Here is a 16,911-nt window from a genome sequence, read left to right on the forward strand (position 1 = left end):
ATGTATCCTCCTTTGAACTTTCTTTAATTCCGTAATGGCTTTCCTTTCACAAGCATATGCTGCATCCTCTGCTGAGTCAGCGGTTCGGCAATAAGACTTAAGAAGGCCTCTCTTTCTAAATCCAGCATGACCTGTTCATCAATCTCCGTACCTTCTTTTATTCTTCCGCCAGATAAGACATAGGCCAGTTTTTCAGCAATTTTTAAATCATGCTCCGAAGCATAGCCGCTGTAATGCAGCGATTTAGCTCCCATGACCATGGCTGCATAGCCCGCCTCTCCGACAACTGGAATTTTCTCACGCGCAGGTTTCTCATATCCCTCATCGGCTAAAGCTAATACACGTTTTTTCGCATCATGGAGAACATGATCCGGATTCCTGCTGATACGGTCATTTTTATTGAGATAGCCATTCTCCATTGCTTCTCTTGCAGAAGTAGAAACTTTTGCTGTTGCTACTTTTTCAAATACATCATTCGCTACCTTGGTTAAATCAATATCTACACCTTCTGGGATATTACGAAGCTCTTTTAAATAAAGCTCTTTCGTTCCTCCCCCTCCAGGAATAAGACCGACACCAAATTCAACCAGCCCCATATATGTTTCCGGAGAAGCCTGAATCGCAGCAGCCGGCAAGGATACTTCTGCCCCTCCGCCTAATGTCATATTAAATGGAGCAGCCACCACAGGTTTATCAGCATATTTAATATTCATCGCCATGTTTTGAAATTGACGGACAACGAGATCTAATTCAAATATATTATCATCCTGTGCCTCCATCAGCATCATTGCTAAATTGGCGCCAACACAGAAATTCTTGCCCTGGTTTCCAATCACCAGCCCTCTGTAATTTTTATTTACTTCCTCAATGGATTCATTGACCATCTGGATAATATCAAGACCGATCGCATTACTTCTGGAATGAAATTCTAATAAAGCAACATCATCCCCGATATCGATTAGACTGGCGCCGGTATTTTTCTTGATGACACCTTTTTGCTCCTTGATTGCCGCTAAGGAGATTTCTTTCTTATTGACGTCCTTTTGTTTATAGGCATCTTCATGAAAGAAGTAAATAGCTCCATTTTCTTTTTTATAGAAGGTTTCGTCCCCTTCCTCCAGCATATCCAGCACCCAGCTTGGCACCGCTGTCTCTTCATCCTGTATTCGTTCCACTGCAGCCCTTACGCCAATTGCATCCCATATTTCAAATGGTCCTGACTCCCAGCCAAATCCCCATTTCATCGCATCATCAATGGAGACGACATCATCGGCAATCTCTCCGACTAAATCAGCAGAATATAATAATACCGGCTTGATAATAGACCAAATAAAATCGGAAGCTTTATCTCCCTTTTGATTAATAAGCGCTTTCATTTTTCTGTTTAATCCTTTTTCCTGCTTAGCTAATTCAACAGCAGCTGTTTTCAGCTTCTTTCTTTCCTGATACTCCAGCGTGCTTGGATTTATTTCTACAATGCTTTTATCCCTCTTCTTTTCATAGAATCCCTTCCCGCTTTTCGCACCAATCCATCCTTTTTCAATCATTTGCTTTAAAAAGTCCGGAACCGTAAAAATGGCTTTCTCTTTCGGGTCGGATACATGGTGGTAAACATTATTCGCAACATGGTAAAAGGTATCAATTCCAACGACATCCAGCGTCCGGAACGTAGCGCTTTTGGGTCTGCCAATAAGCGGGCCGGTAACCGAATCTACTTCACCGACACTTAATCCCTGCTTCTCCATTTCCTGGACAGTTACTAACAGTCCGTAAGTTCCAATCCGGTTTGCAATAAAGTTTGGCGTATCCTTCGCTTCGACAACACCCTTGCCTAATACATCCTCTCCAAATGTTTTCATGAAGGAAAGCACTTCTGCCTTCGTTTTTTCTGTCGGTATAACTTCTAACAGCTTTAAGTATCGCGGCGGATTAAAAAAGTGCGTCCCTAAAAAATGCTCCTGCATATCTTCTGAGGAATCTGCAATCATGGCGTCCACAGAAATCCCGGATGTATTAGAGGTAACCAGGCTACCTTCCCTGCGATGTGCATCCACCTTTTTAAACAGCTCTTTTTTCGCCTCTAAATTCTCAACAATCACCTCGACGATCCAATCTGCTTCAGATAATAATGCCAAATCATCCTCCAAATTGGCAATCCGAATCAAATCTAAGCTTTTTTTTGATGTAATCGGTGACGGCTTTTGTTTTAATAATTTCTTTTTACTCTCACTCACAAGCCGATTCCTGACCTGCCTGTCTTCTAAGGTAAAGCCCTGCTTCTTTTCCTTGTCTGTCAAGGAATCTGGTACTCTGTCAAACATTGTTACAGATATTCCCGCATTTGCTAAATGAGCGGCAATTCCAGAACCCATCACACCTGAACCTATTACTGCTGCATGTTTAATCGAATAAGTCATTTCACAATCCTCCAGCCTCTCTTGAATGAATGCTCATTCATTTTTAAGCCAAAAAATAAAGATATTGGCAAATCGCATATCTCACGTTACTTATACTATAACGGATTATTAATTTTTTGGCAATATATTTAGCAATTTTTTGTAAGGGGTTTCAAAGTGAAAGTTTATTATTTTCTTTTTCAAAATAAGGCCTACTCCTGAAAACTGCTGACATGCTCTTCCTTTCATACAGCTTTTATATAAAACCGTTATTCAAAATAAGCGTGAAAAGAATTCCATTGCTATTCCAGCAGTAATAATCGCAGCTAAACATAACGTGTTCCTTCTATATTAATATGCATTTTCATTCAGGTGTTTCTAAAAATCGTAATCGTTCCTATTTACAAACAGAAATCCTTACGATATCATAGGTAGAGTACGAACTTGAAAGTACGTTCCATTATTATTTTAAAATGAATGGGGGAATACGATGACAACACCAGTTGTGTCTATGTCAAATATTAACTTCCATTATGAATCTCGTAAAGTCTTAGATAATATAAACTTTGAAATCCCTCAAGGAGCTTTCATGGGATTAGTCGGACCGAATGGCGGCGGAAAAACAACATTGATCCGGCTCATTCTCGGCCTGGAAAGACCGGAAACGGGAGAAATAATGGTTTTCGGACAATCGATTCAAAAGCTTAAAAATAGAGATCGAATCGGCTTTGTCTCGCAAAAAGCAAATGCATTTAATAAAGGATTTCCTGCAACCGTATATGAAGTAGTTGCTTCCGGGCTTACTGCACAGCTTGGTTATTTAAAATTCTTAACCAAAAAAGATAAGCAAAAAATTCATGGAGCAATTGCCCAGGTTGGTATGACAGAGTATACCAAACAGAACATCGGGAATCTGTCAGGTGGTCAGCAGCAGCGCATCTTTATCGCACGCGCTCTGGTCAGCGACCCTGAGCTGATTATTTTGGACGAACCTACTGTAGGAATCGACTATGAAAATGTAAAAATTTTTTATGAGCTGCTTTATAAGCTTAATACAGAATTCAAGAAAACATTACTGCTGGTAACACATGATACAGGCACAATGACCCAATATGCGACAGATATTGTTTGTTTAAATAAAACACTGCATTTTCACGGAAATCCGGATGAATATGCATCACTTACAGAAGCAGACTTTTCTCAAATATATGGTCATCCAGTCAGCCTGGTTACGCATTAATTATCGTTGGAGGAAAGACAATGCTTTTGGATTTTTTAACTTACCCCTTTTTAAGATATACGTTTCTCACAGGTATCTTAATCGGTATCATCGCACCATTACTAGGAACTTTTATTGTTGTCAGAAGACAATCATTAATAGCAGATGCTTTATCGCACGTTACTTTAGCCGGAATTTCATTTGGGCTGATGACTGAGAAGGTATACGGCTGGATTATCTCACCGATATACAGCGGCATGTTTTTTTCCGTACTCGGCTCTATCTTTATTGAAAAGCTGCGTACCGTGTATAAAGCGTATCAGGAAATTTCCATTCCTATCATTTTGTCGGCCGGCGTCGGCTTGAGTGTTATCTTCATTTCCGTTGCAGACGGGTTTAATACGGATTTATTCAACTATCTATTCGGATCTGTATCTGCCGTAACGGTTAATGATTTTTACGTCATTTCTGGAGTCGCCGCCTTTGTACTTGTCATTATCTGGCTTTTCTTTAAAGAACTATTTACCATGTCCTTTGATGAAGAGCAAGCAACGATTGCCGGACTGCATGTCAAATGGATCAATATGCTGTTTATTGTATTAACAGCGCTTGTCATTGCTGCTTCCATTCGTATCGTCGGCGTGCTGCTGGTTTCCGCTTTGATGACACTCCCTGTTGCAGCAAGCATGCGAATCGCTAAAGGATTTAAACAAATGATATTCCTGTCAATTCTCTTTGGTGAAATTGCCGTGATATTTGGAATTATTTCAGGCTATTATTTAGATATTCCACCTGGCGGAACAATTGTCATGACGTCGTTAATTTTATTATTAATTGCTATAGGAATGAAAAAACTACGAAAGTAAACGGAGGTTTTTTCGATGAATCTTCAAGATGCCATCACTGTTTTAAAAGAAAAAGGATATAAAACTACCGGAAAACGGAAGGATATCTTAGAATTTTTTGCATCCGAGGATGGATATCGTCCTGCTAAGGATTTAATTGTCCATCTCGAAAAAAAATATGGGACAATCAGCTTCGATACCATTTATCGGAACCTGCACCTATATTATGATTTAGGGATATTAGAAAAAACAGATTTAGAAGGTGAAAAGCATTTCCGCCTAAGCTGCAGCCATCATCATCATCACCATTTTATCTGCAAGGATTGCGGTAAAACAAAAGAAATTGAAGTATGTCCAATGGATTCTGCTTCTGCGGAGCTGTCAAATTATGAAATTGAAGATCATAAATTTGAGATTTATGGCAAATGCCCGGAATGCCTTCACGCTTAACATGTTTCAATTAATATAAGAATAAAACATCAGAAAAAAACTGCGGATTCGCTATTGTACGAGCAAACCCGCAGTTTTTCTCATGATTTACACATTTTTTTGGAAATTCTATTTCTTTATGTCGAAAAGTTATGTATACTACTTTTAGAACAATTATATTAGGAGCAGAGTAGTATGCGTAAAAGTAGTAAATTTCGATTATTGTTATTATTCATCGCAGGAATTATCTTTATTGTATTTGTTTTAGTGATGCAAAGACAATTTAACAATCCAGATTTCGACTTTCAAAATGAAGCATCTGAAGTAAACGAATTGGAAAATGATGAAGAAACGGAAAAAGCAGATGCAGCAGATGAGGATGCAGATACAGATGAGGAATCGGGGGATTCTGAATCGGAGGAGGAATCTGAAGAAACGGATGCGGACACTGGCGACTCCAATGAAGAGGAGTATGAGGTTACTGCAGAGGTATTAAATATCCGAAGCAGCCCCAACGCAGACAGTGAGGTTGTAGAAACGCTGGTTAACGGGGATATTGTCCAGCTTATCGGTGAAGAAGACGAGTATGAATGGGTTGAGATTTCTTATCAAGACGTCACTGGCTATGCAAATGCCGGATACCTGGAAGCTGTTGAGTGATTAAAAAGATTTTTTCTCTTGACTGAAATTATTAAATGGATTATCTAAGCTTCCTATCCTCATAAAAAAAAACGAACTTAAATCTCCTTTTCATTTATGGAATGGATAGAGATTTAAGTTCGTTTTTTTATTTATAGAGAAGATAGTTTAAGAGATTTTGCATCATTATCTATTTAATCGAGTACAGTATCTAAAACCTTACTCTCCTCGTGATCCAGCATATTCTTTAAGATGACCTCTTCTACCTCTTTATTCATTTCTGTTTCCAGTGTTTTGGAAGCAGGTGCCTCGCCGACAATGAAAATACGTTTCCATTCTCTGTCTTTTGCCTGCTTATCCAGTTTAGGCGCAATACTTTTATACCATCGATATTGGTTCGCTTCATAGCGGTCATTGAATAGATCTTTTTGTACACTGCTTGCTCCAAGTCCCTGCTTCGCTCTGCCATGACGAGGGCCTTGTTTCATCTTCCATGTATCCTCCTCCACATCCAGTTCATATTCTGCTGTATCCTTTACCTGATTTAGATTGGTGTCCATCAGTTTGACCTGATTTTGCTGCACTAGAATAATTCCTGTTTTCGGATACTTTTCAGACAGTGTCTTTAATTGATCTAATACAGGTGTCTCCTGCCACTCAAATTCATTTTGCAGATGCATTTGTACACGCTCAGCAAACCAGACCTCGCCGTCAGCTGAAGCAATAATGATAACTCCGCGCATGAGATCTCTTTCTATTTCTCCCATAAAATCTTTCACACGCTGTTTTATTTGCCTAAAATTTTTGAGTTCTTCCTGATCATCTGCTTCTTTTAAATAATGCTCAAAATTATTCAAACCATTTTTCAGATGAATCTTCCACTCCCCGCTTTGCTGATCCGGGTCGCTTAAATCTGTATTTAGGTACATGGTAAATATCTTATTTGCTCCTGTTCCTCTCACATTCTCTAACTCTTTCACAATATCTTGAATATCCTTCATGATAAGCCTCCTCGAAAATCAGTATCTATTTAGTGTGTAACCAAAATAAAAGGAGTTTAAACTTTAATATCTGAATAAAGGATATGATAGAGTTATTTTAAGCTATAAAAAAGGAAAGAGCTTCATCACTCTTTCCTTCTTCACCATCAAACTTTATTGTTTCAACTTTTTTTATTTACGTTCTAATCTTGTTCCATTTCTTCTTCTGATAAGGTTTTAGTGATTCTCACTCTTTTAATCTGATACCCGTCTTTTTCAATCAGAGTAAATTCATACCCCTCAACCTCCATCACCGTTCCTACATCCGCTTCAAGGTTATGGGTGAAGAACCAGCCGCCGATGGTGTCCACTTCATCATCTTCCAAAGTAATACCCAGCTTTTGATTGATATCATCCAAGCTGACACGGCCTGCTACTAAATAAGTAGTATCATCAATCGTTTCAAAATCAGGTACTTCGTCTTCATCAAATTCATCCCGGATATCGCCAACGATTTCTTCCAGTATATCCTCAACCGTTACTAACCCGGCCGTACCGCCATATTCATCATTGACAATCGCCATATGGATGCGCTCCTTTTGCATTTTTAAAAGGAGATGACGAATTGGGGTAGCTTCGGATACATGAATAATTGGCCGAATATAATCTTCAATCGTCGCAGGTTCATCCTTGCTCAGCTTTCCAGTAAACACTTCTTTTAAATTTACCAGACCGATAATATTGTCCTTATCCTGATCAGCAACCGGGTACCGGGTAAACTGGCCTTGATGAATCGTTTCTAAGTTTTCTTCAAAACTGGCTTCTGTCGAGAAATAAATCATTTCTGTTCTCGGTGTCATAATTTCTCTGGCTACCCGTTCATCAAATTCAAATATATTGTTTACATACATCATTTCAGATTGATTGATTTCACCACTTTTATAGCTGTCAGCCAGAATTAAACGCAGCTCCTCTTCTGTATGTGTTTCCTCATGCCCGCTCATTGGCTGTAAGCCAACTGCTTTGGTTAATAATCGTGCGGATCCATTTAATAACCAGATAAACGGAAACAACAGGCGATAGAACCAGGTCAGCGGTCTGGCTACAGCCAATGTGACCTGTTCTGCTTTTTGAATTGCTAATGTTTTCGGCGCAAGCTCCCCGACAACCACGTGCAAGAACGTTGCAATCAGGAAGGAAATAAAAATGGAAAGGGTTGTAACAAGACCTGCTCCAAGATTAAATTCCTCCAAAAGGGGATGTAACATTCTCTCAAATGTCGGTTCGGCTAAGCGCCCAATTCCAAGTGCTGTAATTGTAATCCCCAATTGACAGGCAGATAAATACTCATCAAGATGGGTAATGACTTTCTTAGCTGAAGCAGCTGAACCTCTTCCCGCTGCAATATGAGGCTCCAGCTGAGTACTTCGAATTTTTACTATAGCAAATTCTGACATAACAAAAAAAGCAGTTAATGCGATTAAAATAGCAACCGCAAATAAATTAATCATGGTCGATATGTCCAATTAAGATCCTTGTGTAACATTACACAAGGATTTCACCTCCTGAAATTTTAAAAATTATTATAAGTTCATGTTCAAAAGTATCCAATTGTGTTTGAAAATCAAGAAGCTTCTTAATACAGGACGGCGATTGCAATTATTCGTCTCACTGAAAATTAATTTACTCCTTCCGCAATTCCATTGGATAAAAACTTTTTGAACATCCTCTTATTATCTTTTCTGCACGCAGATAATCCAAATGATTAGGCGCAATGGATAGTCCTGCATGATAAACATATATAAAGTTCCATATTACCTTCCCATCGAATCACCCTTTCTCTTATTCTTTATTATAATGGAAAGGGGCACACTGTGTCTACTTGACTATGAAAGTGCTGCAGATAAATATTAATACAATAAAATAAACCGGCTGTTATCAAAAAACAGCCGGTTTATTTTATTTCACAGATTATTTTTTTAGCTTGTCGTTCTCTTCTCTCTGCAATATTTTAATAAAGGAAATCATCAGCATGATAATAATTATGACAAAAGGAAGCGCTGATGTGAGAGATGCTGTCTGCAGCGCTTCTAACCCTCCAGCAACTAAAAGGACGACTGCAATAGCTGTAATGAGTCCTCCCCAGATAAATTTTGTGATCAATGCCGGATTCAAACTTCCTCTTGATGTCATGCTTCCTAAAATATACGTTGCAGAATCTGCTGAAGTAACTAGGAACGTAAAAATCAATACTATCGCCATCAACGAAGTGATGGTACTTAATGGCAAGGTACCAAACGTTTCAAATAAGGCGACAGCTAAATCTTGATCAACAGCTTCAGCAATCATCGTTCCATTTTTCAAATCACTATATAAGCTGGTTCCTCCAAAGACAGCGATCCAAATACAGGCAATGGCAGGAGAGGTGACAAGTACGCCAAAGATATACTGACGGATAGTACGCCCTCTCGATACACGAGCGACAAAAGCTCCCACAAATGGCGACCATGAAATTGCCCAAGCCCAATAGAAAATAGTCCAATCTACTACCCAGGTGTCTCCAGTATACGGAGTTAAACGTAAGCTGTATTCGACAAAGTTAGTTAAATAATCTCCTAATCCCAGCACAAAGGTTTCTAATATAAATACAGTTGGTCCCATCAGAAAAACAAAGACAAGCAGAATTAAACAAAAGGATAAGTTAATGCTGCTTAACCATTTCATTCCGCGGTTTAAACCACTGACAGATGAACCTAAATAAACAAGAAGCATAGCTAATGCAATTGCAATTTGCATCCATACCCCGTCTGGCAGCCCAAAAACAGATGACAGACCGCCGCTCATTTGCATAATTCCTAATCCTAGAGAAGTCGCTACTCCCATAACAGTAGCAATTACAGCAAGCGAGTTGATAGAAGTGGCCGTAATAGGGTTATTTCCGACAACGGGCTTTACTGCTGTTGAAATTAACCCGTCTTTTCCTTTGCGAAATTGTAAGTATGCAATAACCAGTCCGACTAACGCAAAAACAGACCATTGGCTAATGCCCCAGTTAAAGAAAGCATATCCCATAGCCACCCTCGCAGCTTCTTCTGTTTGCGGTTCCAAGCCTGGAAATGGTGTATTAAAAAAGTGACTCATTGGCTCTGCTACGCCCCAGAATACCAGTCCAGAGCCGAAGCCTGTGGAAAATAGCATTCCAATCCAAGGAAAGAAACCGAATTCTGGTTTCGAATTTTTTGAACCTAATTTTATTTTACCGTATTTACTAATCGATAAGCCAATTAGAAAGAGGACAAACACAAAAACGGATATTAAATAGAGCCATCCAAAATTCTGTGTCGTCAAATCAAATAATAGAGTTGCTACACTTTGAAAGCCTGTAGAATTAAACGCACCAATTATAACGAATGCTAAAATTACTGATGCAGAAATAAAAAATACAGGATTTAAAAAACGTTTATTTCTTTTTTTCATACCTCTATCCTTTCTATGTTTATTTACTGCGAAAATGGGATATATAATTCTATACCCATTAGCCGAGATAGTAAACGATTTAAATGAAGTGGTTAGATTGGTTATTGAAATAGTCTCTTATGAAGGAAGATTATTACCGCATTCATTCAGATAAAATTCAATAACCGCTTGAAATAAATAAATAGATTTAAGGGAGTTTATTTCCATTCATACAGGGAATGGATACATAAAAGAGCCACTTGTCATTAGTTTTTAATTTATTATATAAAAAAGCCCTCACATGAAGCTTATCTTCATGCAAGGACCCTTGGGATTAAATATTTATTGTACGCGGCGTACTGTTCCGCTAAATTCTCCGCCCCAGTAGCTTCCTGGTGACATATCAGCAACAGCAACTCCTGTACTGCTTTGTGAACCGATAAATTTATTTCCGCCAAGATAAATACCAACATGGCCATTTGTTCCATTCGTATTGAAGAATACTAAGTCTCCAGGCTGCATATTACTTGCAGATACAGATGTACCTGTATTAACTAATGCACCTGTGTAAGACGGGATGGAATATCCAGCTTGAGCGAATGCCCAAGATACAAATCCGGAGCAGTCAAAACCAGTGCTAGGGCTTTTTCCTCCCCAAACATACGTGTTTTGGTGTGTTTGGCTCTGTGCAGCACTAAGCACTCCACTGATTCCAGAACCGGTTGATGGTGCAGGCTCTTCTGCTTTTTCTTCTTTAGGTTCTGATTTATTTTGATCAGAATTGCTGGAACTACTGTTGGACCCGCTATTAGAGCTTGTATTAGAGCTTGATTCATTTGAGCTCGCAGTGCTACTACTGCTTTCAGAATTGTTATTGCTGCTATTATTACTGCTGCTATTGTTGTTATTGCTGCTGTTATTATTGCTTTCGCTATTTGAAGAAGTTTCTTCTTGGTCTTCATTGGAAGAAGTTTCTTGCTGTTCTGGTTCACTTGCTTCTTCTTCAGCTTCATTTGCAGATTCAGTTTCTTCTTCAACCTCTGCTTCTGCTTCTTCATTGCTGCTTTCATCGCTAGAGCCTACGCTGACACTTGCTACCAATGTTTCTGGTGCTGGAGCAGTTGCTACTTCCAAACGATCTGCTACATCCTGCTCAATAGCAGCCAAGCGAGAATCTTCAATTTCTAAATCTTCAATAAGTGCTGTTAAATCTGCTTCTTTATCTTTTAATGAAGCTTCTTTATCCTCAGCAGCATCTTTTTGCTCTGTAATTGTATTATTAATTCCTGTTAAATCTGTTTTCAATTGTGTTAATTCATCCAATTTTGTTTCAACTGCTTCTTGTTTATCTGCAACTTCTTGTTTATCTGCTTCTTGCTGTTCAAGTAAAGCTAAATCTGAATCAGTAATTTTATTCACTGCAGAAACACGATTTACAAAATCACTGAAATCCTGTGCTCCGAACAATACCTCAATATAGCTAATATCTCCGCCATTTTGCTGTAAAGCAACCGCACGTTCTTTTAAGATATCCGTACGTTTTTCAATTGCTTCTTCTAATTCTTTGATTGCATCTTCCAATTCACTAACTTCATCTTCCGTAGTTGAAATATTTTCTTCTGTTTCATCTAATTTCTGTTCATTTTGTTGAAGAGCAGAATTTAAATCATCAATTTCTTTCTGTAAATCTTGTAAATCAACTAAAACATCTGCTACTTGATTTTCAGCATCTGATAGATTAGATTGAACAGAATCACGATCATCCTGTACTTCAGTCTGTCTGTTTTCCAGGTCTTCTACTGATTCTGCTTTTACCGGCCCTGCAAAAAATACACTGCTCAAACCTACTACGGAAGCCGCAGTCAATGTCATTACTGTCTTTTTCAACTTCTATTCCCCGCTTTCAAATTTTGCACCGCAAATATATTATCTATGTATTTGAGTTCCCGAACATTTGCGATTAGTTTTTTATATTAATATTTTTTATATTCTTCTTCTAATTTGTAACTTTGTAAAGCTTAACATAAGAAAATGTCATGCATATTATAGAAATATTACATTTATGTTTCAATAACGACAAAACTCTTTCAAAATCGTCATAGAATACGCAATAACACCCGTCTGACAATGTTTTTCATTTTAGTAGATTTGTCTGGTGCTCCCCAATAAATATACCTAATCTAATTTTTTTCGTCATTTAATTTACGCAATAAATGATACAATACAATATAATAAATGAAAATATCTTATTAAATTTATTTGTTACAAATTATTTAACATGAGGAAAAGTAGGGATTGACGTGAAGGTTCAAACTATCATTGGAAATAGAGTGATTAAAACGGGGATTGCTGTATTTTTCACAGCGCTTATTTGTAAATGGTTCAATTTCCCGCCGACATTTGCCGTTATTACAGCTATCGTTACAATTGAACCAACTGTGACAGATTCTATTAAGAAAGGACTTGTCCGTTTTCCTGCCTCGGCGATTGGCGCTGCCTATGCCGTTATATTTCTGGCTATATTCGGTAATTCACCGTCTACTTATATGTTAGCTGCAATACTTACTATTTTCACTTGCTTTCGCTTAAACCTTCATGCAGGGTTACTGGTTGCAACCTTAACAGCAATTGCAATGATTGAATTAGTGGACGACAGTTATTTTCTTAGCTTTCTTATTCGACTGGCAACAACAACAATTGGATTGTCTGTCTCCACACTGGTAAATATGTTTGTTTTTCCGCCAAATTACCATCGTTCGATTGATAAACAGATTGTACCTATCCGCAAGCAATTAAGTAATCATATGAAGCGATGTTATTATGAATTGATTTTCACAAAAACACCTCTAGATTTTGGTGTAAATGAAAAAGTCGGCAGTGTATACAAAGAACTTGAAAGAGTAGAGTTGCTTTCACTCTACCAAAAGAAGGATTTGAAATTCCATCATATTTTAGAAAAACGCGAGGATGAATTAACACAATTAAGACAGCAGATTCATTATCTGCGAATGATTCAATATCATGTTACTAATATAGCAGAGCAGCCTACAATGAAATTTGAATGGGATGCACTGAAACAAAAACACGCTTTTGAAACAGTATGTTATTTTGCAAATGTGCTGGCTGGCAAAATCGACTTTGAGAAAGAAGAATGGATTGCTAAACGCGGACAGCTCAATCAGCTATTTCAAGAAATGTTAAAATCCAATCAAATGAGCAGTACAGAAAAATTGCCGATAGAATTAGTTGCTATCTATGAGTTGATTTCTATTGTGGAAATTATAGAAGATTATTTCTCATTGGATGAATAATTTATGAAAAAGAAACAAAGTTTTTCAGATAACTTTGTTTCTTTTTCTAATACTTTACCCAAAGATAAAGAGCATAATAATGTTTCTACTCTCTGTCTAATTCTTCTTTTATCATCGCTGTTTCCTTATCTGACATTCCAGTTATATTTTTTACAAATAAATTATCCATCCCTTGTTCAAATAAGTTACGTGCAACGACTTTTCCATAACGGATAACCACCTTCGCCGCTTCCCGATTAGCAAGCACTGCATTTTCTTCTGCTTTTATTCTTTTCTCTCTCTCCTCTATCAGTTTAATTTTTTGCTGTTTATATTGATTTTTCATTTGATTATAATTCAGCTCTGCAACTGTTGCTCTTTCTTCTGCTTCCTGTCTTTTTTCTTCTGATTTTTCTATCTCTTTTAAAAAGTGCTGTTCTATCATATGTCGATACCTGTCCTGATAGGTCAATTGATTTTTTTCCGTATTGCTGATATCTCCCCAGTATTTCATAGCGATATTTAAATCTTGATCAACCATTGCCAGTTTCTCCAGTTCTTTATAGATATCCAGATGAAAATAATTATTACCTGCATCCACCGCAGCTAAAAGCAATAACCATCTCGCTAAAGTATCTTTCTCCAGATTTAACTTTCCTTGTTTCCAGCTGCGGATCAGCTTAGGTATCTCAACAAATTGATTTTCCTGCAGATTGGTCAGCGGGATATTTTTATCTTTATCTGACAATCTGAATACGCTATGGAATTCATCACTTTCATGGAATATTTCAAAATTCATGATGCTTATGGTTACCACGGAATGCTGGCTTTCCAAATCTGAATCTGCTTCAAATTGCCGGCGGTACATTTTTGACCAAAAATATAAAGATTGATTTTCCGGGGTATCTTGATCCGGGAAAAGTATTTCTACAAAAACCGCTTCTTTATCTTCTGTCTCAACAAACAATGATAAAGAAGTGTTCTCGCCTTCGTCAGCTGCATTCTTATTTTGAAATTCAAGATTCTGGATTTGTGCTCTGTCGGAATTGGTAAAAAAAGCATTTAAAAAGGCTATTATAATCTTCTTATTGCGCTCATCACCAAACAGCATTTTAAAGGCATAATCAATTTTTAAGTCCATCAGTCGATTTGGACCATTTTTAGGAATAGCATTTTTGTATACTTCGCCATTTTCGCATATCTGAGGGAATAATAGTGTTGCGTTGCGAGGATAAATCATGGAAACACATCCTTATGTTTTAGTAGAGGACTTACCAAGAAGAGGTTCTAAATACAGTTAACCAAACATATGTTCTTTTGTCAACAAAAAACTTAAAAAAACTGCAGGAACATCCCTACAGTTTTTCTTTCTTTCTTTTCCTGATATACCAGGCAATGAAAATGAATATTCCTGCAATGATAAAGGTATAGACAACATTAGAATAGATATCCATAAAAGCTGCTACACGATGCCAATTCTCTCCCAAAATGGTTCCAATACCGATGAGGATACTGTTCCAAATAATAGAACCTGCTGCTGTTAATAGCATAAACATCCAGAAGTTCATTCTTGCCATCCCTGCTGGAATAGAGATTAAGCTCCGCAGCAGCGGCACCATCCGGCAAAAAAATACAGTCCAATAGCCATACTTTCCGAACCATTCATCTGCCTTATAAATATCTGTTTTTTTCAAACGCAATAGATGCCCGTACCGGTCAACAATTTTCTCCAGCCGCTCCACATCGAGTATCATCCCAATACAATATAAAAGCATGGCGCCAATCAGCGCTCCTAATGTGGCTGCTGTTAATACACCGGTATAGGTTAATGTACTGCCTATTGTCATGAATCCTCCAAAAGGCAGGATGATTTCAGATGGTATCGGCGGGAATAAATTCTCTAACGTCATCATCAGAAAAATTCCAAAATACCCAAATTGCTCCATCATGGCTGTAACCCATTGTCCCATAATATCCTCCATTTACGCTTGTCCTCTTTATTAAGGTATATTCTATCATGCTGCAGCCTATGATTTTTATTTCATTTTGAAAACAAGTGTTAAGAATTTAAGGGATGGCAGCTTTATTTGGTCTGGTTCATTATTTCTGCCAGCTGACGGTAAGAATATTCTCTTGCTTTATACGTTGGCGCCATCGTGAGCACCATTATTTCATCACATTGATATGCTTCCTGCAGTTTCGTGAGTTTTTCTTGTACGAGGGCTTTATCTCCAATAATTTGTTTATCGGCAAATTGGGCTTGCTCCTCCTGATCTGCCTGCGGAGATGGATCCTGCTCTTCTCTTTTGCGCTTTGCTTCTTCTGCTAATTCCAAAGCTTCCTTTTCTGTTTCAGCGCACAGAACAGATACCGCAACGATAGCGGAGGGACTCTCAGCTTGTCTCAGGTAGCCGGCCATAATTTCCGGTCCATTATCAGCGCCCATAAAGTGACCAAAAACATAAGGCAGTTTTTTAGTTACGGCCAGCTGAGCACTCCGCTGGCTTGTCCCCAACAGCCAAGGCACAGGCTGAACAGGAGGTACGGGGGCAGCGGTCACACGTGAATAAAGATGCTCCGGCGAAAAGTCATCCTGAAGGAAATGAAGCAATTCATCTATATAATCCGGCATTGCTTTCACCTTTTCCAAAAAGTTTCCAGCAAGGGCTATAGAAGCTTCTGCGGAACCGCCCGGCGCCCGGCCGATTCCTAAATCTACCCGGTTCGGATACAATGCAGCCAGCATCCGGTAGCGCTCAGCAATATTAAACGGCCGGTAATTCGGCAATAGCACTGCTCCTGAACCGATTCGGATTCTTTCTGTTCTGCTGCCGATAATCCCCAGCAATATATCCGGAGCAGGGCTCGCCAAGCCTTGCATGTCATGATGCTCCGCAACCCAATAACGTTCATAGCCTAATTGGTCGGCCAGGACTGCCAGATCCATACTTGCTTCCAGCGCCTGCTTTGCGTCCGCATCTGCAAATAATGGAGATTGATCCAAGATACTTAATTTCATTCTTCGTGCTCCCCTTTCTGCTCTAATTGATCTACCAGGTTTTCCGCTGCCCTGCGGTAAAAGTTACTCATCCCTGTCAGACTGGTAATCAGTAATACTTGTTTTAGATATTCATCATCTACAATATCTTTGTCCAATTCTGTCTCAAATATTTCTTCCTGGTTCTTCATATGTTCTTCAAAACTCGCTGCGTTTCTATCCATTAACTGAATGTAATTGGTATAAAAATTCGCCAGGTCAAAATCATCATCCTGCACTCTCTGATTCATCTCTTCAAATGTTTTCCCGATATCCTTTATAGATAACACACTTTTCATTTGATAAATCATACTAATCAGCAGCAAATGCTCTTTCGAATATTTTTTATTATTGATAGGGAAGAATAACTTAGCCTTCGCATAATTGTTAATCATGGTTTTCGTTAACACTTTATCTTCTTCATACCGCTTGGAAGAAGCAAATTTACTTTCAAAAAGCTGAATAACCTGATCCATATATAAATCTAAATCGGGTATTTCTTCCGATTTCAACTGGTTCTCTAAATGAAGTCCTTCTAATTGCTTTTGTATATCCACGAAATGACCTCTCTCTCATAATATAAAGATAGTAAGCAAAGCAAGAAATTTAATTATTTATCG

The 16,911-nt window shown here is 38.3% G+C and carries 14 protein-coding genes; 5 read left to right on the top strand and 9 right to left on the bottom strand.

Features of this window, described 5'->3' with window-relative positions:
- Positions 1-23 precede the first annotated feature (23 nt).
- Complete coding sequence (locus tag ACFO3P_RS13635) at positions 24-2,417, bottom strand: 3-hydroxyacyl-CoA dehydrogenase/enoyl-CoA hydratase family protein (protein WP_193063569.1); 2,394 nt, start codon at positions 2,415-2,417, stop codon at positions 24-26.
- 469 nt (positions 2,418-2,886) lie between these two features.
- Here ACFO3P_RS13635 and ACFO3P_RS13640 point away from each other — a divergent pair, with 469 nt between their 5' ends.
- From ACFO3P_RS13640 to ACFO3P_RS13655, 4 genes are all read left to right on the top strand, one after another.
- Positions 2,887-3,636, top strand: a complete 750-nt coding sequence (locus ACFO3P_RS13640; RefSeq protein ID WP_042530535.1) for a metal ABC transporter ATP-binding protein — start codon at positions 2,887-2,889, stop codon at positions 3,634-3,636.
- A 20-nt stretch (positions 3,637-3,656) separates the two neighbouring features.
- A complete protein-coding gene (locus tag ACFO3P_RS13645) occupies positions 3,657-4,481 on the top strand; it encodes a metal ABC transporter permease (protein ID WP_193063567.1) in 825 nt (274 codons plus the stop codon).
- A 15-nt stretch (positions 4,482-4,496) separates the two neighbouring features.
- The gene (locus ACFO3P_RS13650; RefSeq protein WP_042530531.1) at positions 4,497-4,910 is read left to right on the top strand and encodes a Fur family transcriptional regulator; all 414 of its coding nucleotides are present in this window, start codon (positions 4,497-4,499) and stop codon (positions 4,908-4,910) included.
- Between the two features lie 174 nt (positions 4,911-5,084).
- Positions 5,085-5,549, top strand: a complete 465-nt coding sequence (locus ACFO3P_RS13655) for an SH3 domain-containing protein (RefSeq protein ID WP_289584333.1) — start codon at positions 5,085-5,087, stop codon at positions 5,547-5,549.
- Between the two features lie 173 nt (positions 5,550-5,722).
- Here ACFO3P_RS13655 and ACFO3P_RS13660 read toward each other — a convergent pair whose 3' ends face one another.
- From ACFO3P_RS13660 to ACFO3P_RS13675, 4 genes are all read right to left on the bottom strand, one after another.
- A complete protein-coding gene (locus tag ACFO3P_RS13660) occupies positions 5,723-6,529 on the bottom strand; it encodes a VLRF1 family aeRF1-type release factor (protein ID WP_042530528.1) in 807 nt (268 codons plus the stop codon).
- Between the two features lie 182 nt (positions 6,530-6,711).
- Positions 6,712-8,019 (bottom strand): hemolysin family protein, encoded by a 1,308-nt coding sequence (locus tag ACFO3P_RS13665; RefSeq protein ID WP_175297016.1) that lies wholly within the window; start codon positions 8,017-8,019, stop codon positions 6,712-6,714.
- Positions 8,020-8,479: 460 nt separating this feature from the next.
- Positions 8,480-9,985: a BCCT family transporter gene (locus ACFO3P_RS13670; RefSeq protein WP_193063563.1), complete on the bottom strand. Its 1,506-nt coding sequence runs from the start codon at positions 9,983-9,985 to the stop codon at positions 8,480-8,482.
- A 321-nt stretch (positions 9,986-10,306) separates the two neighbouring features.
- Positions 10,307-11,851 (bottom strand): C40 family peptidase, encoded by a 1,545-nt coding sequence (locus tag ACFO3P_RS13675; RefSeq protein WP_193063561.1) that lies wholly within the window; start codon positions 11,849-11,851, stop codon positions 10,307-10,309.
- A 413-nt stretch (positions 11,852-12,264) separates the two neighbouring features.
- On the opposite strand from ACFO3P_RS13675, the gene ACFO3P_RS13680 reads away from it, so the two are divergent.
- A complete protein-coding gene (locus ACFO3P_RS13680) occupies positions 12,265-13,275 on the top strand; it encodes an aromatic acid exporter family protein (protein ID WP_193063559.1) in 1,011 nt (336 codons plus the stop codon).
- Between the two features lie 85 nt (positions 13,276-13,360).
- Here the strand turns inward: ACFO3P_RS13680 and ACFO3P_RS13685 are convergent, their stop codons facing one another.
- The 4 genes from ACFO3P_RS13685 to ACFO3P_RS13700 form a co-directional block, all read right to left on the bottom strand.
- On the bottom strand, positions 13,361-14,494 hold the full coding sequence (locus tag ACFO3P_RS13685; RefSeq protein ID WP_193063557.1) for an Rpn family recombination-promoting nuclease/putative transposase: 1,134 nt from the start codon (positions 14,492-14,494) through the stop codon (positions 13,361-13,363).
- Between the two features lie 115 nt (positions 14,495-14,609).
- Positions 14,610-15,224, bottom strand: a complete 615-nt coding sequence (locus tag ACFO3P_RS13690) for a DedA family protein (RefSeq protein WP_193063672.1) — start codon at positions 15,222-15,224, stop codon at positions 14,610-14,612.
- A 113-nt stretch (positions 15,225-15,337) separates the two neighbouring features.
- Positions 15,338-16,273 (bottom strand): MsnO8 family LLM class oxidoreductase, encoded by a 936-nt coding sequence (locus tag ACFO3P_RS13695; RefSeq protein ID WP_193063555.1) that lies wholly within the window; start codon positions 16,271-16,273, stop codon positions 15,338-15,340.
- A complete protein-coding gene (locus ACFO3P_RS13700; protein WP_042530516.1) occupies positions 16,270-16,848 on the bottom strand; it encodes a DUF1836 domain-containing protein in 579 nt (192 codons plus the stop codon). The genes ACFO3P_RS13695 and ACFO3P_RS13700 overlap by 4 nt, the downstream gene beginning before the upstream one ends.
- Positions 16,849-16,911: the final 63 nt, after the last annotated feature.

The sequence above is a fragment of the Oceanobacillus aidingensis genome, assembly GCF_042654105.1.
Classification (GTDB): Bacteria; Bacillota; Bacilli; order Bacillales; family Amphibacillaceae; genus Oceanobacillus; species Oceanobacillus oncorhynchi.